Genomic DNA, 19,057 nt, shown 5'->3' on the forward strand with positions numbered 1-19,057 from the left:
TCCTCGCCCCGCCAGCCCCGCAGTGCCGCATGCCGGCCGTGAATCCGCTCACCGCACAGCGGCCGGAACGGCGGCGCTACCGCCGGGGCATCCGCGGCGTCTCCATCATCGCCGTGCTGGCGGCGATCGCCTCCATCGCCATCGTCCTCGCCGTCGGCTTCGCCAGCTTCCGTGAGTTCGCGACCAGCCAGCACGCGCGCGAGGACCTGATCTATTCCTCCACCATCCGTGCCGACCTCCAGTCCATCTACGAGCAGATCCTGGCGGCCGAGAGCGCGACACGCGGCTTCATCATCACCGGCGAGCCGGAGTTCATGCCGCCCCTGGTGGAGGATCGCGAAGCCATCCTGCGCAAGCTGCGGGAGGTCACGGTGTTCGCGGTGGAGCGGCCCGAGCACGTGGCCGCCCTCGCCCGGCTGAACCGGCTCGCCGACGCCGAGCTGCGCCTGCTGCAGGAGATGATCGACGCCCGCCAGCGGGCCGACACCTCTCCCATCGCCACCATGATCCAGGTGCGCCAGGGCAAGGCGATCATGGACCATATCGCGGAGACGGTGCAGGACATCGCCGACGCGGAGATCGCCGCCATCGCCGAGCGCACCCGCGAGGTGCGCATCGTCGGCCAGCGCACCAAGCAGACCCTGCTCATGCTGCTGGCCGCCGCCATCGCCGTGGTGTGCGGCTCCACCGTCATCATGATCGCCCATCTGCTCGGCCGCCGGCGCGCCGAGCAGGCGCTGGGCGATACGCTGTCGCGGCACCGGGCGATCCTTTCCAGCGCCATGGATTCCATCCTCACCGTGGATGCCGGCGGCAGCATCGACAGCGCCAACCCCGCCACCACGCGCCTGCTCGGCTGGACCCCGGAGGAACTGTCCGGGCGCCATCTCAGCGCGCTGTTCCGCATCCCCGCGGACCAGACCGGCGACGGCTTCTTCGACGCCCTGAGCACCGCCGCCTCGCAGGGCGGCGGCGTGCGCGAGCTGGTGGGCCTGCGCAAGGACGGCTCCACCGTGCCGGTGGACGTGGCCATCGGCGAGATGCGCGCCTCCGGCGGGCGCAGCCTCCTCGCCGTGCTGCACGACATCACCGAGCGCAAGCGGGCGGAGGTGATGAAGAACGAGTTCGTCTCCACCGTCAGCCACGAATTGCGCACGCCGCTCACCTCCATCGCCGGGTCGCTCGGCCTGCTGGCGGGCGGCGCCACCGGCACCCTGCCCGAGCGCGCCCAGCGGCTGGTCACCATCGCCGCGCAGAACTGCCAGCGGCTGGTGCGGCTCATCAACGACATCCTCGACATCGAGAAGATGCAGTCCGCCACCATCACCTTCGCCCGCCAGACGGTGTCGCTCGCCGAGGTGGCGAAGCGGGCGGTGGACCAGACCGGCGGCTTCGCGCTGGAGCACGACGTCAGCCTGTCGCTGAACCTCGGCCCCGGCGACACCAGCGTGACGGGGGACAGCGACCGGCTGATCCAGGTGCTGACCAACCTCATCTCCAACGCGGTCAAGTTCTCCCCCGCCGGCAGCACGGTGGAGGTCAACGTCGCCCGCGCCGGCGCCGGCGTGCGCGCCACCGTGCGCGACCACGGCACCGGCATTCCGGAGAGCTTCCGCCCCTCCATCTTCACCCGCTTCGCCCAGGCCGACAGTTCCGACACCCGCCAGCGCGGCGGCACCGGCCTCGGCCTCGCCATCGCCAAGGAGATCGTCGACCGCCACGACGGCGCCCTGTCGTTCGAAACCGAGATGGGGGTGGGCACCGCCTTCCACATGGACCTGCCCGCCGCCCGCCCGGCCGCACCGGACGCCGCGCCCGAGCCGCAGGCCGTGGCGGCCGCGCCGCCCCCGCTCCCCGCACCGCCGCCGGCGCAGGAACCGGAACCAGAACCGGAGCCGGAGCCCGCCGCGGGGCCCGGCGACGTGCTGCTGGTGGAGGACAATCCGGACAATGCCGACGTGATCCGCGCCATGCTGGAACGGACCGGCATCCGCGCCGACGTGGCCGGCACCGCCGCCCAGGCCGAGCGCCAGGCCCACGCCCTCGCCTACAAGGCCATTCTGGTGGACCTCGGCCTGCCCGACCGCGACGGCATCAGCCTGATCCGCAGCCTGCGGCGGGCCGAGGGCACGCGCACCATCCCCATCCTCATCGTCTCGGCCCGGGCCTCCGGCGGCGCGCTGCCGCCGGGCGAGGCGGAGGCGTTGCAGATCCTCGACTGGATCGAGAAGCCGGTCGATCCGGCGCTGCTGTCCGCCGCCGTGCGGCGGGCGATGCCGGACGGCGGGCGGGCCGCCATCCTGCACCTGGACGACGACCCGAGCGTGCGGGCCGTGGTGCGCGCGGCGCTGGCGCCGACCATGGAGGTGTGGTCCACCGCCACCTTGCAGGAGGCCCGCGCGGCGCTGGCGGAGCGCGACTTCGACGCCGCCATCCTCGACCTCGGCCTGCCCACGGGGTCCGGCCGCGAGCTGCTGCCGCACCTGCGCCGGCGCGACGGCGAGAAGATGCCGGTGGTGATATTCTCCGCCCGCGACCAGGACCCGGAGCTCGCCCGGCAAGTGGATGCCATGCTCACCAAGTCCCAGGTCTCGCTGGAGATCCTGGCGGCCACGGTGGGCCGGCTGGTGAAGCCGCCGGCGCCCGGCGGGACGGTTTGAGGAGGATGCCGACGTGCCCTTGAGCGTGCTTTACGTGGACGACGAGCCGGACATCCGCGAGATCGTCGCCCTCGCGCTCTCGCTCGATCCCGACATGACGGCCGAGACCGCCCCCTCCGGCGCCGCCGCGCTCGAACGGGCGAAGGCCGGCGGCCTCGACCTGATCCTGCTCGACGTGATGATGCCGGAGATGGACGGGCCCACCACGCTCGGCCTGCTGCGCGCCGACCCGCGCACCCGCGACATCCCGGTCGCCTTCGTCACCGCCCGCACCCAGCAGCACGAGGTGGAGCATTTCCGCGCCCTCGGCGCCGTCGGCGTGGTGGCCAAGCCGTTCGACGCCATGACGCTGGCCCAGACCGTGCGGGCGCTGCGCGGGGCGGCGGCCCCCTGACGCTTTGATGCACTGCGAAAGATTGGGGCAGGCAGAAACGCCCCGTCTGTGTTAAGTCTCGCGCGCCGCCAGGCTCTGGTTTCCCTCAGGGTTTGAACCTCCCCCAGCGAGAAGGAACAGCAGATGGACGCGCTCACTCAACCCCCTTCCCTGCTCGGTGTCGGCTATTCGATCCGAGCCACCTCGCCCGAGTTCGACGATCTCGGCGCCAAGCTCGACGAGGCGGAGCGCCTCGGGGTGGACTTCGTCGAACTGCCCATCTTCGCCTGGACACTGGTGGTCAACGGCAAGATCCTGGCTGACCGCCTGAAGCGCCTGGTGGAGGCCACCCGCGACCGGCCGTTCGGCTATACGGTGCACGGCCCGCTGGCCATCAACCTCATGGACCAGCCGGCCAAGCTGCCGCGCCACGAGGCCCTGCTGAAGGCGGCGCTGGAGATCGCCGGCGCCGTCGGCGCGGTGAACATGGTGATGCACGCCGGCTGCGTGCGCGAGCAGGAAAGCGACATCGAGGTCGCCTACAAGCGCCAGCGCGACGCCCTCGCCACCGCCGGCGATGTCGCCGCCGCCAACGGCACCACGCTCTGCGTGGAGAACGTGTTCCGTTTCGAGCGCATGCGCGAGACGCCCTTGCCCTCGCGCCTCGCGGCCGAGCTGGACGCGCTCGACCATCCTCATGTGCGGGCCACCCTGGACGTGAGCCACGCCTACCTGCGCTGCACCGACGCGCGCGTGCCGCTGCTGCCGGAACTGGTGGCGCTGGCGCCCTTCGCCAAGCACGTGCACGTGCATGACAGCTTCGGCCGGCCGCTGGAAAGCTGGGCCATCGACGACGGCGAGCGGCTCGGCCTCGGCGAAGGCGACCTGCACCTGCCGCTCGGCTGGGGCGACATTCCCTGGGCGGACATCACCCGCCAGTGCGTGCTGGCGCCCGGCGCCGTGGTCAATCTGGAGCTGCACCGCCGCTACTGGAGCGAGCTGCCGGAGCAGATCGGCGTGCTGCGCCGCCTGGGCGCGGACTTCGCCGCCACCGCCGGGCTCGCCGCCGCCTAGAGCACGTCAGAGGGCGATTCACCGATCAGATTGATTCAATCTGATCGGATCGCGCTCTAGCCCAGCACCGCCACCGCCCGCCGGCCGCGCCTTGTGCCGCGCCGGGCGCCCGCCTAACCTCACGCGCGAAAACGTCCGTTGACGATCCCGTCCCGCCGCCCGCCGGCGCGGCGGGATCGTCATATCCGGGTGTTCGACACGTGCCATGGCGTTCGCACGGCACGCGGTTCTCAGGGAGGCTCACAATGTCCGGCGCGCTTCAACCCGGCACGATCCTTTGGCTCAGGCGCCACAGCGTCTTCTTCGCGGTGGTGGCGGTGGCGCTGCTCGGCCTCGTCCTGTCGTTCGCCGGAAGCCCGGCCTGGATCTGGCTGTTCTGCGCCGCCATGCCGCTGGTCGCCATCGGCGTGTTCGACATGGTGCAGCAGCAGCACTCGCTGCTGCGCAACTATCCGCTCATCGGCACCATGCGCTGGCTGTTCGAGGACCTGCGCCCCTATCTGCGCCAGTATATCGTGGAGGGCGACCAGGAAGGCCGGCCCTATCCGCGCAGCGACCGCAGCCTCATCTATGCCCGCGCCAAGGCGGAGGAGGACCGCCAGCCGTTCGGCACGGAGCTGAACGCCTATTCCAGCGAATATGAGTGGATGACCCATTCGCTCGCCCCCCTGCCGGCGGCGGAAGAGCCGTTCCGGGTGACGGTCGGCGGGCCGCAATGCACCCGCCCCTATTCCTCCGCGGTGCTCAACGTCTCCGCCATGAGCTTCGGCTCGCTGGGCCGCAACGCCATCGAGGCGCTGAACCTCGGGGCCAAGCGTGGGGGCTTCTATCACGACACCGGCGAGGGCGGGCTCTCGCCCTACCACCGCATCCATGGCGGCGACATCGTATGGGAGCTGGGCTCGGGCTATTTCGGCTGCCGCAACCGCGACGGCTCCTTCTCGCCCGAGCGCTTCGCCGAAAAGGCGGCGGACGACCAGGTGAAGATGGTCGAGATCAAGCTCAGCCAGGGCGCCAAGCCGGGCCACGGCGGCGTGCTGCCGGCCGCCAAGGTGACGCCCGAGATCGCCGAGATCCGCGGCATCGCCCTGGGCGAGGATTGCATCTCTCCGTCCCGCCATCCCGCCTTCTCCACGCCGGTGGAGATGATGGAGTTCGTCGCCCAGCTGCGCGAATTGTCCGGCGGCAAACCGGTGGGCATCAAGCTCTGCGTCGGCCATCCCAGCGAGACCTTCGCCATCGTCAAGGCCATGCTGAAGACCGGCATCCGCCCGGACTTCGTGGTGGTGGACGGCTCGGAAGGCGGCACCGGCGCCGCCCCGCGCGAGCTCGCCGACCACGTGGGCATGCCGCTGCGCGAGGGCCTCGTGCTGATGCGCAACGCTTTGGTGGGCGCGGGCCTGCGCGGCGAAGTGCGGCTCGCCGCCTCGGGCAAGGTCACCTCCGGCTTCTCCATGGCCGCCAACATGGCCATCGGCGCCGACTGGTGCAACGCCGCCCGCGCCTTCATGTTCTCTCTCGGCTGCGTGCAGTCCCTGCGCTGCCACACCGGCCTGTGCCCCACCGGCGTGACCACCAATGACGAGCACCTCCAGCGCGGGCTGGTGGTCGCCGACAAGGCGCTGAGGGTGGCGAGCTTCCAGAAGCACACCGTGGCGGCGCTGGCCGATTTGGTGGCGGCTGCCGGCCTCGCCCACCCCTCCGACCTGCTGCCGCACCACGTCTGGCACCGCCTCAGCCCGATCGAGGTGCGCCCGCTCGACCGGCTCTATACCTTCCTCGCCCCGTTCGCCCTGGTGGAGGCCCCCGACGACACCCCTTATGCGGCCGAATGGCGGGCGGCGGACGCCGACAGCTTCGTGCCGCGCATCGACGTCGGGCCGCGCCGGGCGGCCTGAAACCCGCGCGCAGATTGTGGCGACATCCCCACGCAACCCTTCTTTGCGAGGCTTGCGATGAGGATGGTCGGCCCCCATATGCGAAAGCGTCGGGGTGCCTTGCAGGGCTCCGATGGGCGGGGTCCGGATAGGATCGCGCCGTGTACCCGCAAAGTCGCTTGATGAGGACTTTGGCACATGTCGCGACTCTCTTCGCTGTCGAGCCCCTTCCTGCTGGGCTTCGACGAGGTCGAGCGCACGCTCGACCGGGTGACCAAGGGCGCGGACGGATATCCTCCCTACAATGTGGAGAGGATCGAAGCCGCACCGGGCTCCCCGCTTCGCCTGCGCATCACGCTGGCGGTGGCTGGGTTTGGCCCGGACCAGCTCGAAGTGTCGCTCGAAGAGAAGGAACTGACCATTCGGGGCCGTCAGGCCGAGGATGGCGAGGCCCGGATCTTCCTCCACAGGGGGATCGCGGCCCGGCAGTTCCAGCGCACCTTCGTTCTGGCCGAGGGGATGAACGTCCTCGGCGCCGAACTGCGCAACGGCCTCCTGTCCATCGACCTCGTGCGGCCCGAGCCCATACGGCAGGCGAAACGGATCGACATCGTTTCGTGTTCCTGACGGGTGACGGAAAGCGTGCAGCGGGAAGAGAGGGTTGCGAGATGAACACGGAAAAGATCAACGAGACGACAATCGACATGAGCCCCGAGGCGCTGGCTGTGCTGGGCGGGGGCGAGTTGGCCTATGTGCGGGCCATCAAGTCCGAGGACGTGCAGCGGCTGTTCCCGCAGGCGCCCAGCATCGCGCCGGGGCTGACGCTGTTCACGCTGCATGCCGCCGACGGCACGCCGATCATGCTGACCGACAGCCGCGAAGCCGCGCTGGCCAACGCCTCGCAGCACGAACTGACGGCGGTGAGCGTCCACTGACGCCACCCGCCAGCCTGGGCGTAGCCGGCCGAAACGCCGGCGGCGCCGTTTGGCGGATCAGGTTTGGCGGATCATGCTGGCGGGTGCCGCTGCGCCGGCGATCTCCTGAAAATCCCATCGCGGGGACGAACGGCCGGGCGTTGCCGCGCGGCCAAAGGGCGGGCCTATGACCCGCCGCCACCGCGCCTGTCCGTGCCCTGCCCGATGCCTCGCCGGAGGCGCCCCGTGGCCTTCCGCGGTCAGGCCGCGTCGGAGGCCTGCGTCGCGGTGAGGAGGGCGTGGATGGCGCCCGCGTCGCGCGTGCCGCGCAGCTTGTCGGCGGTGGCCGGGTCGCGCAGCATGCGGGCGACCCTGGCGAGCGACTTCAGATGGTCCGCTCCCGCCGCCTCCGGCGCCAGCAGCAGGAACACCAGGTCCACCGGCTCGCCGTCTAGGGCTTCGAAGTCGATCGGCTTCTCCAGGCGCGCGAAGGCGCCGAACAGCTTGTCGAGCTTGGGCAGCTTGCCGTGCGGGATGGCGATGCCATTGCCGACGCCGGTGGAGCCGAGACGCTCGCGTTGCAGCAGCGTCTCGAAGATCTCGCGCGGGTCGCGGCCGAGCAGCGTGGCGGCGTGCTGGGCAAGCTCCTGAAGCGCCTGCTTCTTGCTGCTCGCCCGCAACGAGGGAAACACCGCTTCGCGGGCCAAGAGATCGGCAAGGGGCATTCAATAAAATCCCTGCGGAAGGCTGGCCGACGAGAGGCGCTTGGGACGGGCGGCGGACGCTAGTCCCAAGCGCTGGCGTCGGTCAATGGCTTTCCTCGGCTGAAAATGCGGAGGGGTCGATCCAGCCCACATGGCCGTCGGCCCTGCGGTACACAACGCTCACGCGCCCATGCCCGGCATGGCGGAACACCACCACCGGCGCGCCGGTGACTTCCAGTTCCACCACCGCGTCGCGCACGGAGAGGGTGTGCAGGCGGGAGGCCGCCTCGGCCACCACCGTCGGGCTCCAGCCGTCGATTTCCTCGGCGGCCTCGTCGAGCGGGGCGACATCAAGCACATAGCTCTGCGCCGCATAGCTTTCCGCGCCGTTGTTGCCGTGCCCGTGGCGATCCTTGAGGCGCTGCTTGTAGCGCCGCAGGCGCTTCTCGATCTTGTCCATGGCGGCATCGGCGCAGGAATTGGGATCCTGCGCATTGCCCTGCGCCTGGAGATTGGCGCCCGAATCAAGGTGGAGGAGAAGCTCGGAGCGGTATCCGGAACCTTCGCGGCAGACGGTGGCGTGGCCAGACCACCCACCATCGAAATACTTGCCGACAACCTCGGAAACGCGATCCGAAAGACGCTGCCTCAGCGCTTCCCCGACATCGATGTTCTTACCCGAGACACGAAGAGCCATGCGATTTGATCCCTGTTGGGCGAAGGATCGGGGAGGCCCCGAACCCGCGCCTCTGTTCTTGCAAACCGGCCGGCTTATCAGTGGTAGGAGCGCTTGGAGAAACTGTCAACGGACCCTTATTCCGTTCTGAACGTGGTTTTCGCGGCGGCTCGGCACCTTCACGTACCGCCACAGCCGAGGCGGGATGGCGATGTTTGGCCTCACATTCCCGCACGCCCCCTCCGCTGGGGAAGCTTGCCAGCGCACGGAACGGAAGCCAGAAGGGTGCGGCGCGGTTCCACCCCGGTTCCGCGAAACGGGAAACAGGCCATGGCGGATACGCACCGCGCGCTCGACCTCAACGAGCAGATCCTCATCGAGACCCGCCTCGCCAACGACGGGCCGAGCCTCGTGCTGGCCTATCTGTTCTGGTTCTTCCTCGGCATCGTCTCGGCCCACCGCTTCTATCTGGGGCGCCCGGGCACCGCCGTCCTGCAGATCCTCACCTTCTTCATCGGCATCGGCTTCCTGTGGCTGCTGGTGGACGTCTTCCTCATTCCCGGCCTGGCGCGGGACAAGCGCGACCGCATGCGCAGCCGCATGATCGCCGAGCGCCTCGCCGCTTTGCCGCCCGCCGCCGCCACGCCGCTGCCGCCCGCGGCCTGAACCGGGTCCCGAAACGAAAAAGCCCCGGCGCAGGGCCGGGGCTTTCGAACGGGATGCGGCCGGGCTCAGGCGACTTCCGCCGCCTTGCCCTTCATGCGCTTGCGCTCGTTGGGATCGAGATAGCGCTTGCGCAGGCGGATGGACTTCGGCGTCACCTCCACCAGCTCGTCGTCCTGGATCCAGGCCAGCGAGCGCTCCAGCGTCATGCGGATCGGCGGGGTCAGGCGCACCGCCTCGTCCTTGGAGGTGGTGCGGATGTTGGTGAGCTTCTTGCCCTTCAGCACGTTCACTTCCAGGTCGTTGTCCCGGTTGTGGATGCCGATCAGCATGCCCTGGTACACCTTCCAGCCCGGCTCGATGATCATCGGGCCGCGGTCTTCCAGGTTCCACAGCGCGTAGGCCACGGCCTCGCCCTGCTCGTTGGAGATCAGCACGCCGTTGATGCGGCCCGGGATGTCGCCCTTGAACGGCTGGTAGGCGTGGAACAGGCGGTTCATGATCGCCGTGCCGCGGGTGTCGGTGAGCAGTTCCGACTGGTAGCCGATGAGGCCGCGGGTGGGGGCGTGGAACAGCAGGCGCTGGCGATTGCCGCCGGAGGGGCGCATCTCCACCATCTCGGCGCGGCGCTCGGACATCTTCTGCACCACGGTGCCGGAATATTCCTCGTCCACGTCGATGACGACTTCCTCGATCGGCTCCAGCGTCTCGCCGTTCTCGCCCTGCGAGAACACCACGCGGGGACGCGACACGGCGAGCTCGAAGCCCTCGCGGCGCATGGTCTCGATCAGGATCGCGAGCTGGAGTTCGCCGCGGCCGGAGACGAAGAACGAATCCTTGTCGGCGGATTCCTCGATCTTCAGCGTGACGTTGCCCTCGGCCTCCTTGAACAGGCGGTCGCGGATCATGCGGCTCGTCACCTTGTCGCCCTCGGTACCCGCCAGCGGGCTGTCGTTGACGATGAAGCTCATGGTGACGGTGGGCGGATCGATCGGCTGGGCCTGGATCGGCGTATCCACCGAGGGATCGCAGAAGGTGTCGGCCACCGAGCCCTTCACCAGGCCGGCGATGGAGACGATGTCGCCCGCCTCGCCGACCTCGATCGGGGAGCGCTCGATGCCGCGGAAGGCGAGGATCTTGGAGACGCGGCCGGTCTCGACCAGCTTGCCCTCGCGGTCGATGACCTTGATGGACTGGTTCGGCCTCACGGTGCCGGAGGCGATGCGGCCGGTGATGATGCGGCCGAGGAAGGGGTTGGCCTCCAGCAGCGTGCCGAGCATGCGGAACGGCGCGTCGTCCACATGCGCCGGGGGCACGTGCTTGACCACGAGGTCGAACAGCGGCGCGAGGCCCTGGTCCTTCGGGCCTTCCGGGGCCATGGCCATCCAGCCGTCGCGGCCGGAGCCGTAGAGGATCGGGAAGTCGAGCTGCTCGTCGGTGGCGTCGAGCGCCGCGAACAGGTCGAACACCTCGTTGATGACTTCCTGCGGGCGGCCGTCCGGACGGTCCACCTTGTTGATGGCGACGATGGGCTTGAGGCCGATCTTCAGCGCCTTGCCGACCACGAACTTGGTCTGCGGCATGGGGCCTTCAGCGGCGTCGACGAGCACGATGGCGCCGTCCACCATGGAGAGGATGCGCTCCACCTCGCCGCCGAAGTCGGCGTGGCCGGGGGTGTCCACGATGTTGATGCGGATGTCGTTCCACACCACCGACGTCGCCTTGGCGAGGATGGTGATGCCGCGTTCCTTCTCGAGATCGTTCGAGTCCATGACGCGCTCAGCCACGCGCTGGTTCTCGCGGAAGGAGCCGGACTGCTGGAGGAGCTTGTCCACCAGCGTGGTCTTTCCGTGGTCGACGTGGGCGATGATCGCAATGTTGCGCAGTTGCATGGGGTCCCTAAACACCAAAACGCGGGCCCGATCCCTCGAACCCGCTTGCCGGAATTTTGCGGCGCAAAATACACGACAACGCGCGAAATTCAACGCCGTGCGGCCATTTCGCTGAAACGGCCACGGGCGGGCCTTGCCCGCCCGCCGTTTCGGGGCCGTCAGAGCCGGCGCATGGACCAGCGCCGGTAGATCTGCTCGGGCTTCAGGACCTCGCCGGATTCGGTGCGCAGCCAGGCGAGTTCCCGATTGGCCGGCGCCTGCGTCATGGCGAACGCCACGGCATCGTCCACGGTATCGAAGCCATAGGGTTCGGGCCAGCCGTCCGGCGCATTCACCGCGTGGGAACTGGACCAGTATTGCAGCTTCACCGGCTTGGTCTGAGAGGTTTCCGGCGTCATGAGCGTGCCTCCTGTTGGAGAGGTCGCGCGCCGTCTGTCGCTCGGCGGCGCCGCGACGTGACCCTGTCAGAACGGCGGCAGGCGGCTTTGGTTCCACGCCCGGTCGAAAAATTCCCGGCCCGCCTCGCGAAAATTCCTGGCCCGCCTCGCGAAGGCGTGCACGGGCGCCGCAATGCGGCCTTGCCAGAACCGTGCTCGCGGGCCATGAGCGCGGCGAGGATGCCGGCGGCGGAACCGAGGAGCATTGCGCGCATGCAGCTGGAACTGCTGTACGGGATCATCATCAGCCTGGTGAACGTGGTGATCCAGTCCATCGCCAGCGTGCTGCTGGTCCGCGCGATGCTGGCGCTCGGCAAAAGGGTGCGCATCCGCCATCCCATGCGCGGCCTGCTGCTGGGCATGGCGCTGACCGGCGCCATCCTGACCTTCGCCCACCTGCTGGAGGTGGGGGTGTGGGCGCTGTCCTATATCAGCGTCGACGGGGTGACCAACGACAAGGACGCCTATTACCTCGCCTTCGTGAACTTCACGACGCTCGGCTATGGCGACCTGCTGCCGGCGCCGCGCTGGCGGCTGCTCGGCCCGGTGACGGCGGCCAACGGCATGCTGCTGTTCGGCTGGTCCACGGCGCTGATCTTCGCCGTGCTGACCCGCCTCTCCGAGGCCCTCGGCGTGCACCACGTGAGCGTGCGCCACAGGAGCACGCCCCACGCCGGCGGCCACCATGCGCAGGACCCGCAGGACACCGCGCATGCGGGCACCGAGCACCACAGCAGCGCCCCTCATCCCGCCGGGCACCGCGCGGCCGACCGGCACCCGCCGGAAAAGCTCTAGGCCAGCAGCGCCAGCAGCGCCAGCAGCGCCTGCGCCGCCGCCGGCGCCCGCACCTTGGCGCCGTTGATCATGTAGACGAACACGTCGCGCTTGCGCTTTCCCTTCGCGGCCGGCGCGTCGCCATAGGCCGGCAGGTCCGCCGGCACGCCGCCGGCCTCCCAGGCCGCCGCCTGCTTGTGCCAGTCCTTGAGCGCGGCGGCGCTGTAGCCGTTCGGCTCCTCCTCCTTGGCCCGCTGCAATCGGGCGTAGATGAAGTCCGCCGTCACGTCGGCGATGGCCGGATAGTCGTCATCGTCGGCGAACACGATGGCCACCTTGTGCGCGCGCGCCAGCGCCACGAACGCGGCCGTGCAGAAGGAGGCGTGGCGCACCTCCACCGCATGGCGCAGCGCCACCCCGCCCGCCGTCGCCGGCAGCAAAGCGAGGAAGGCGCCGAAGTCCTCCGGATCGAACGCCTTGGTAGGCGGGAACTGCCAGTTGATGGGGCCGAGCTTGTCGCCAAGCTCCGCAAGGCCGCTGTCCACGAAGCGGGTGATGCTCTCGCCCGCCTCGGCCAGCACCCGCCGGTTGGTGGCATAGCGCGGCGCCTTCAGGGCGAAGACGAAGTCGTCCGGCGCCTGCTCCGCCCAGCTGGCGAAGGTCTTCGGCGTCTGGGTGCGGTAGAAGGTGCCGTTCACCTCGATGGTGGTGACGTGCCGGCTGGCATGCTCCAGCTCGCGGGCATGGGGCAGGCCCTGCGGGTAGAAGGTGCCCCGCCAGGGCTCGAAGGTCCAGCCGCCGATGCCGACGCGAATGGTCATGGGTCCGTCTCCTGCGCGAGAGGAAGCTTAGAACAGGTCGGCCCGGATGACAGCGCCCCGTCCAGACGTCCACCCGTTTCCGCGCGGCGATGGCCCGGATTGGGATGATCCTTCATCTGACTTCGCCGGTGTGGTCGAATTTTCCAATTCGGCCCGCCCGCGGGGGCCAATTCGGCACAATCGCCGCCCCGGACGCGGCTATGATGCGGTCAAGGCCGCGCGAGGCCGGCAGGGAGATGAAACGTGAGCACGGCGTCGGAACGGGAAATCCTGGCGGACCTGGAGCGCAAGGTGCTCTGGCTGGCCAGTTGGACCATCCACAATGCCAACCATCTGCGCCCCTCCACGGACGGGCTGAAGGTGGGCGGCCACCAGGCTTCCTCCGCCTCGCTCGCCACCATCATGACGGCGCTCTATTTCCACACCCTGCGGCCGCAGGACCGGGTGGCGGTGAAGCCGCACGCCAGCCCCATCTTCCATGCCATCCAGTATCTGCTGGGCGCCCAGAGCCGCGAGAAACTGGAGGCGTTCCGCGCCTACAAGGGCGCGCAGTCCTACCCCTCGCGCACCAAGGACACGGACGACGTGGACTTCTCCACCGGCTCCGTGGGCCTCGGCGTGGCGCAGACCCTGTTCGCCAGCCTCGCCCAGGACTATGTGCGCGCCCACGGCCTTGCCCGCAAAGACAGCCCCGAGGGGCGCATGATCGCCCTGGTGGGCGATGCGGAGCTGGACGAAGGCAATGTGTTCGAGGCCCTGCTGGAGGGCTGGAAGCACGACGTGCGCAATACGTGGTGGATCGTCGACTACAACCGCCAGAGCCTGGACGCCGTGGTGCGCGAGGGGCTGTACGAGCGCTTCGTCGGCATCTTCGAGGCCATGGGCTGGCAGGTGGTGGTGCTGAAATACGGCTCGCTCCAGCAGGCCGCCTTCCGCGAGCCCGGCGGCGAGAAGCTGCGCCACTGGATCGACACCTGCCCGAACGGCGAATATTCCGCCCTGACCTTCCAGGGCGGGGCCGCGTGGCGCAAGCGCCTGATGGACGATCTGGGCGACCAGGGCGACGTCAGCCGCCTGATCGCGGCGCGCACCGACGCCGAACTCTCCGCGCTGATGACCAATCTCGGCGGCCACGATTTGCACACCGTCATGGAGGCGTTCGACGCCATCGACCACGACCGGCCGGTCTGCTTCCTCTGCTACACGGTGAAGGGCTTCGGCCTGCCGCTCGCCGGCCACAAGGACAATCACGCCGGCCTGATGACACCGGCGCAGATCGACACGCTGCGCGCGGCCATGAATGTCCGCCCCGGCCATGAATGGGGCCGCTTCGAGGGCCTGTCGCTGCCCGCCGCCACGCTGGAGCGCTTCCTCAAGGCGGTGCCGTTCCGGCGCGAGGGCGCGCGCCGCTACACCGACGCCGCGCTCGCCGTGCCCGCCATCGCCGCGCCGCCCAACCCGACCGTCTCCACCCAGGCGGGCTTCGGCCTGATCCTGCAGGAGCTGGCGCGGGGCGACAGCGCGCTGGCCGCCCGCATCGTCACCACCTCGCCGGACGTCACCGTCTCCACCAATCTCGGGCCGTGGGTGAACCGGCGCGGCCTGTTCGCCGAGCGCGAGCTGGCGGACGTGTTCAAGCGCGAGCGCATCCCCTCCACCTTCAACTGGGAATTCTCGCCCAAGGGGCAGCACATGGAACTGGGCATCGCCGAGATGAACCTGTTCCTCATGCTCTCGGCGCTGGGCCTCTCCCATTCCCTGTTCGGCGCCCGGCTGATCCCCATCGGCACGCTCTACGACCCCTTCATCTGCCGGGGCCTCGATGCGCTGAACTATGCCTGCTACCAGGACGCCCGCTTCATCGTAGTGGCGAGCCCGCCGGCATCACCCTGGCGCCGGAAGGCGGCGCGCACCAGTCCATCTCCACCCCGCTGATCGGCATGGCGCAGGACGGGCTGGCCTCGTTCGAGCCGGCCTTCGTGGACGAACTGGCGGTGCTGATGGAATTCGCCTTCGACTATGTGCAGCGCGACGGCGCCGGGCCCGACGAGGCCGCCAACTGGCTGCGCGACGCCACCGGCGGCTCGGTCTATTTCCGCCTCTCCACCCGCGCTTTGGAGCAGCCGAAGCGCACGCTCACCGACAGCCAGAAGCGGCACATGGTGGACGGCGCCTACTGGCTGCGCGAGCCCGGCCCCAATGCGGAGGTGGTGATCGCGGTGCAGGGCGCGCTGGCGCCGGAGGCCATCGCGGCGGTGGGGCTCATCGCCGAGGACCGCCGCGACGTCGGCCTGCTCATGGTCACTTCCGCCGACCGGCTGAACGCCGGCTGGACGGCGGCCTCGCGCGCCCGCGAGCAGGGGCATGTCCAGGCCAGGAGCCACGTGGAACGGCTGCTGGAGCCCCTGCCCCGGCACTGCGGGCTGGTGACGGTGATCGACGGCCATCCCGCGACCCTCGGCTGGCTCGGCTCGGTGCTGGGCCATCGCGTGCGGTCGCTGGGGGTCGAGCATTTCGGCCAGACCGGCAGCCTTCAGGACCTCTACCGGCACCACGGCGTGGACGCCGCCGCCATGGTGGCCGCGGCGCAGGCCATCGCGCCGGGCCGCCCCATGCGCCACCTCAGGGCGCTGGGCTGACGGGCCGGCCCGCATGGGATAGCGTGACGCCTCCGCTTGCGAGGCGTTTCATGACCTATGTGATCTTGCTGGTCGCCATCGTCGCCGAAGTGATCGCCACCTCGGCGCTCAAGGCCGCCGAGGGCTTCACCCGGCTGTGGCCGAGCCTGATCGTCGTCGCGGGCTACGGCGTCGCCTTCGTCTGCCTGTCGCTGACGCTGAAGACCATTCCCGTGGGCATCGCCTACGCCACATGGTCGGGCGTCGGCATCGTGCTGGTGGCCGGCGTCGCCTGGGCGCTCTACGGCCAGGCGCTCGATCTGGCCGGAGCGGTCGGCATCGGCCTCATCATCGCCGGGGTGCTGACGGTGAACCTGCTGTCGAAGACGCCGGTGCACTGACGGGTGGTTTGGTGGCGGAAGCACCAAGCCAAAACTCCGACCTTTCACTACACTCGGAGTCTAGGTTAATGAGTCGTTAACGGTGTAGTCTTTTGGATTGCGCCAGCGGAAGGAATCAGGCATATTCCCAAGCCATGACTATAGAGACGCTTGCAGACTTCATCATCCGTCGCCGCCGCGAGATCGCGGAGGCTCAAGATCGGCTGCGAGTGGAGCTTGATGCTTTGGACAAAGAGTTCGAGCAGATCGACAAGGCGGCCCGCGCGGCGGGGATCGAGGAGAACGCTATCGCCACCGAAAGGTACCGCGAGAACAACGGTTTCTTCGCAGTGGAGAGGACACGTCAGAAGGTCGTCGCGGAGAAGACCATCAAGGAGGCAGTTGTCGAAATTCTGAAGGATGCCGGGCACGGCATGACTGCTCTTGAAATTCTCCCAAAGGTGAACCAACGGCTCGGAGTTGATTACCCACGTACGAGTCTTAGCCCTCAACTCTCACGGCTCAAGGCTGACGGCATCCTCGTGCGTGACGGAATCGCGTGGAGCCTTGCGCAGGCTCCTCAAACGGAAAAGGCCCCAACCGCAGCAGCGGAAGGGGCCTCGAAGCCGGAGACCGCTGAGGGTAGCGACCTCAGCGTCTTCTCTTGATCTACCCGCGTCTAGCCGGCGCAAAAAAAGGGAAAGGAGAACAGCGTGGTTTGGCACCCCACCCGCTTGATAGCGGGTCCGCCCTAAGGCGGTTCCGTCCTGCCCCCTTCCATAAGGGGTAAGATCATCGGCGCCGCGGCGGTTCCACCCGTGCGGCACCGATGTGCATCTGTAACAGCCTCTTCTATCTTTGGCAAGCTAAGACACTGATTCAGATCATTGAATCGGAACAATGAGTTGCGCCTAAACGTCTGAAATCCTGATCTGTCGCGCGCTATGGCATAGAGACGTTAAAGCAGGAACACGGCCGTGAGCTTCCCAAGCGAGAGCTTGTTGCTTACGTTCGGCTGGCGCTCACGCCCCGGTGGGGCTGAGCACCAGGTTGAGCATGCGCTGGCCGGCGTTCCACTGCGCCTGGAACAGCGCGCCCGCCATGCCCTGCGCATCGGCGGCCGCCTCGCGGGCCAGCGAGGCCACGGTGGGGAACGGCGCCTTGAGCTGCGCCACCACTTCGTCGGTCTCGAAGGAGAGGTCGGCGTCGAACTTGCGGGCGATCTGCTGCATGCGCCGGTTGCGGGCGAGGCAGTTCATGTACAGCGTGCGGATGCCGCGATTGCGGGCGGCGAGCACGGTGCGGTTCATCAGCAGGGTGCCGAGGCCGAGATTCTGGTAGGGCGCCTCGACGCTGAAGGCGGCTTCGGCCTCGCTCGGCAGGATCTCGGAGAAGGGATAGAGCTCGGCGGCGGCGCACAGCACGCCGTCCACGAAGCAGCCATGCACGATGGCGCCGGAGCGGAACACGCGCTCGGCATAATGGCTGATGAAATCATCGCTGACCGCAGAGCCGAAGCGGCTGCGGCGGGTCTCGGTGTCGAGGCGCAGGAGATGATCACGGAAGATCTGAACTTCGCTGGGCCACAGCTTGCGGATGATGCCCGGCGCGCGCTCGTCGCTCATGATGAAAACTCCCAACTGTCCTGCATCCCCCCGGTCTGCGTTGTCTCCCGTAAATATGTGCATCGCAGCAAAGGTCAAGCGCACTGACCTACCGATATGGAAGCATTAACCTCCAATGGGTTGCATGAAAAATTGCAAGCTATTGAGAGCAGGAGATTTTTGCGCCGCCATGCGGAACACGCAAACCTGCTGCGCCGCAACATCATGCGGCGCAGCGGCGGCAGCGGGGTGGGTCAGCGGATGAGGATGGCGCGGAAATCGTTGACATTGGTCAGCGTCGGCCCGGTGACCACCAGCCGGTCCAGCGCCTGGAAGAAGCTGTAGCCGTCGTTATTGGCGAGATAGGCGTCGGGCGCGAGCCCCTTGGCCCGCGCCGCCTCCAGCACGGTGGCATCGAACCAGGCACCGGCATTATCCTCGGTGCCGTCCACCCCGTCGGTATCGCAGGCGATGGCGCTGATGCCGGCCTCGCCCTTCAGCGCCACGGCGAGGGCCAGCAGGAATTCCACGTTGCGCCCGCCGCGCCCCTTGCCGCGCACCGTCACGGTCGTCTCGCCGCCGGACAGCAGCACGCAGGGCGCCTTAGCCGGCAGGCCGTGGCTCGCGGCCGAGCGGGCGATGCCGGCGAACACGGTCGCCGCCTCGCGCGCCTCGCCCTCGATGGCGTCGCCGAGGATCAGCGGCGTGAGGCCGAAGCCGCGCGCCGTCGCCTGTGCCGCCTCCAGCGCCATCAGCGGGGTGGCGATCATGTGCACCTCCTGGCCGGGCAAGGGATCGCCGGAGACCACATTGGTGCGGATCACCTGCTCCAGATGCGGCGTCACCGCGATGCCGTAGGCCCGCATCAGCCGCAGCACCTCCTCCGGGTCGGAGGCCTCGGGAATGGTGGGGCCGGAGCCGATGGCGCCGGGGTCGTCTCCCGGCACGTCGGAGATCAGATATGTCACCGCCCGCGCCGGGGCGATGGCGGTGGCGAGGCGCCCGCCCTTGATGGCGGACATGGACTTGCGCACCCGATTCATGATGCCGATGGGCGCGCCGGACTTCAGCAGCTGCGTGTTCAGCGCCTGCTTGTCCGCCAGCGTCAGGCCCTCGGCCGGCTGGGTGAGCAGGGCCGAGGCGCCACCCGACATGAGGCACACCACCAGGTCGTCCGGCCCGGCCGAGCGGGCGAGTTCCAGGATGCGGCGGGCGGCATCGAAGCCGGCCTGATCGGGCACCGGATGGGCGGCCTCCACGATCTCCACATATTGCGTCTCGCAGCCATGGCCGTAGCGGGTAACGATCAGCCCCTCGCACGGCCGCCCCCAGGCGACCTCGAACGCGCGGGCCATGCGGGCGGACGCCTTGCCGGCGCCGATGACGATGGTGCGGCCCCGGGGCGGCTCCGGCAGGCGGCCTTCGAACTTGCCTTCCGGCACGGCGGCCGTCAGCGCGGCATCGAACAGGGCGAGCAGGATGTCCCGATCGGACGGCATGGCGTTTCCTTATGTATACTTTATGCCAATAGTCGTAACCCGACCTTCGGCGGAGGGCAACGGCTCCCGCCGGCCGCGGGCCGCCCCTATG

At 68.8% G+C, this 19,057-nt stretch carries 17 protein-coding genes and 1 pseudogene; 11 read left to right on the forward strand and 7 right to left on the reverse strand.

Going from position 1 to position 19,057, the window contains the following annotated elements; translation table 11 throughout:
• Positions 1–29: 29 nt before the first annotated feature.
• From YU1_RS28945 to YU1_RS0110350, 6 genes are all read left to right on the forward strand, one after another.
• Complete coding sequence (locus YU1_RS28945; RefSeq protein WP_051356721.1) at positions 30–2,660, forward strand: response regulator; 2,631 nt, start codon at positions 30–32, stop codon at positions 2,658–2,660.
• A gap of 13 nt (positions 2,661–2,673) precedes the next feature.
• Positions 2,674–3,054, forward strand: coding sequence for a response regulator (locus YU1_RS0110330; RefSeq protein ID WP_035714840.1), 381 nt, complete (start codon positions 2,674–2,676; stop codon positions 3,052–3,054).
• Between the two features lie 123 nt (positions 3,055–3,177).
• Positions 3,178–4,107, forward strand: coding sequence for a sugar phosphate isomerase/epimerase family protein (locus YU1_RS0110335; RefSeq protein ID WP_029003996.1), 930 nt, complete (start codon positions 3,178–3,180; stop codon positions 4,105–4,107).
• 245 nt (positions 4,108–4,352) lie between these two features.
• Positions 4,353–6,005 carry an FMN-binding glutamate synthase family protein gene (locus YU1_RS0110340; RefSeq protein ID WP_029003997.1) on the forward strand — a complete coding sequence of 551 codons (1,653 nt, stop codon included), beginning with the start codon at positions 4,353–4,355 and terminating at the stop codon, positions 6,003–6,005.
• A gap of 177 nt (positions 6,006–6,182) precedes the next feature.
• The gene (locus tag YU1_RS0110345; RefSeq protein WP_029003998.1) at positions 6,183–6,611 is read left to right on the forward strand and encodes an Hsp20 family protein; all 429 of its coding nucleotides are present in this window, start codon (positions 6,183–6,185) and stop codon (positions 6,609–6,611) included.
• Positions 6,612–6,652: 41 nt separating this feature from the next.
• Positions 6,653–6,919, forward strand: coding sequence for a BQ00720 family protein (locus tag YU1_RS0110350; protein ID WP_051356722.1), 267 nt, complete (start codon positions 6,653–6,655; stop codon positions 6,917–6,919).
• A gap of 239 nt (positions 6,920–7,158) precedes the next feature.
• On the opposite strand, the gene ptsN is transcribed toward YU1_RS0110350, so the two are convergent.
• The gene (gene ptsN, locus YU1_RS0110355; protein ID WP_029004000.1) at positions 7,159–7,623 is read right to left on the reverse strand and encodes a PTS IIA-like nitrogen regulatory protein PtsN; all 465 of its coding nucleotides are present in this window, start codon (positions 7,621–7,623) and stop codon (positions 7,159–7,161) included.
• 82 nt (positions 7,624–7,705) lie between these two features.
• On the reverse strand, positions 7,706–8,299 hold the full coding sequence (gene hpf / locus YU1_RS0110360; protein ID WP_029004001.1) for a ribosome hibernation-promoting factor, HPF/YfiA family: 594 nt from the start codon (positions 8,297–8,299) through the stop codon (positions 7,706–7,708).
• 309 nt (positions 8,300–8,608) lie between these two features.
• Here hpf and YU1_RS28950 point away from each other — a divergent pair, with 309 nt between their 5' ends.
• Positions 8,609–8,944 (forward strand): TM2 domain-containing protein, encoded by a 336-nt coding sequence (locus YU1_RS28950; protein ID WP_035714843.1) that lies wholly within the window; start codon positions 8,609–8,611, stop codon positions 8,942–8,944.
• A 65-nt stretch (positions 8,945–9,009) separates the two neighbouring features.
• Here YU1_RS28950 and typA read toward each other — a convergent pair whose 3' ends face one another.
• Together typA and YU1_RS0110375 are read right to left on the reverse strand one after the other, a co-directional pair.
• Entirely contained in the window at positions 9,010–10,833 is a 1,824-nt protein-coding gene (gene typA / locus YU1_RS0110370) for a translational GTPase TypA (protein WP_029004002.1), read from the reverse strand.
• A gap of 158 nt (positions 10,834–10,991) precedes the next feature.
• Positions 10,992–11,231 (reverse strand): hypothetical protein, encoded by a 240-nt coding sequence (locus YU1_RS0110375; RefSeq protein WP_029004003.1) that lies wholly within the window; start codon positions 11,229–11,231, stop codon positions 10,992–10,994.
• 252 nt (positions 11,232–11,483) lie between these two features.
• Between YU1_RS0110375 and YU1_RS28955 the strand changes: the two genes are divergently transcribed.
• Complete coding sequence (locus tag YU1_RS28955; RefSeq protein ID WP_084539794.1) at positions 11,484–12,065, forward strand: potassium channel family protein; 582 nt, start codon at positions 11,484–11,486, stop codon at positions 12,063–12,065.
• On the opposite strand, the gene YU1_RS0110385 is transcribed toward YU1_RS28955, so the two are convergent.
• Entirely contained in the window at positions 12,062–12,865 is an 804-nt protein-coding gene (locus YU1_RS0110385) for a DUF72 domain-containing protein (protein WP_029004004.1), read from the reverse strand. The genes YU1_RS28955 and YU1_RS0110385 overlap by 4 nt on opposite strands.
• Positions 12,866–13,108: 243 nt before the next feature.
• Here YU1_RS0110385 and YU1_RS28960 point away from each other — a divergent pair.
• The 3 genes and pseudogenes from YU1_RS28960 to YU1_RS0110400 all read left to right on the forward strand — a co-directional run bounded on the left by YU1_RS28960 (position 13,109) and on the right by YU1_RS0110400 (position 16,531).
• A pseudogene (locus YU1_RS28960) lies at positions 13,109–15,504 on the forward strand (transketolase).
• Between the two features lie 50 nt (positions 15,505–15,554).
• Entirely contained in the window at positions 15,555–15,884 is a 330-nt protein-coding gene (locus tag YU1_RS0110395) for a DMT family transporter (protein WP_029004005.1), read from the forward strand.
• A gap of 134 nt (positions 15,885–16,018) precedes the next feature.
• Positions 16,019–16,531, forward strand: coding sequence for a hypothetical protein (locus YU1_RS0110400; RefSeq protein ID WP_029004006.1), 513 nt, complete (start codon positions 16,019–16,021; stop codon positions 16,529–16,531).
• A 354-nt stretch (positions 16,532–16,885) separates the two neighbouring features.
• Here the strand turns inward: YU1_RS0110400 and YU1_RS28965 are convergent, their stop codons facing one another.
• Together YU1_RS28965 and YU1_RS0110410 are read right to left on the reverse strand one after the other, a co-directional pair.
• Positions 16,886–17,488 (reverse strand): GNAT family N-acetyltransferase, encoded by a 603-nt coding sequence (locus YU1_RS28965; RefSeq protein ID WP_051356723.1) that lies wholly within the window; start codon positions 17,486–17,488, stop codon positions 16,886–16,888.
• Between the two features lie 233 nt (positions 17,489–17,721).
• On the reverse strand, positions 17,722–18,966 hold the full coding sequence (locus YU1_RS0110410; protein WP_029004007.1) for a glycerate kinase type-2 family protein: 1,245 nt from the start codon (positions 18,964–18,966) through the stop codon (positions 17,722–17,724).
• Positions 18,967–19,057: the final 91 nt, after the last annotated feature.

Origin of the sequence: Azorhizobium doebereinerae UFLA1-100 (assembly GCF_000473085.1) — a bacterium.
Lineage (GTDB): Bacteria > Pseudomonadota > Alphaproteobacteria > Rhizobiales > Xanthobacteraceae > Azorhizobium > Azorhizobium doebereinerae.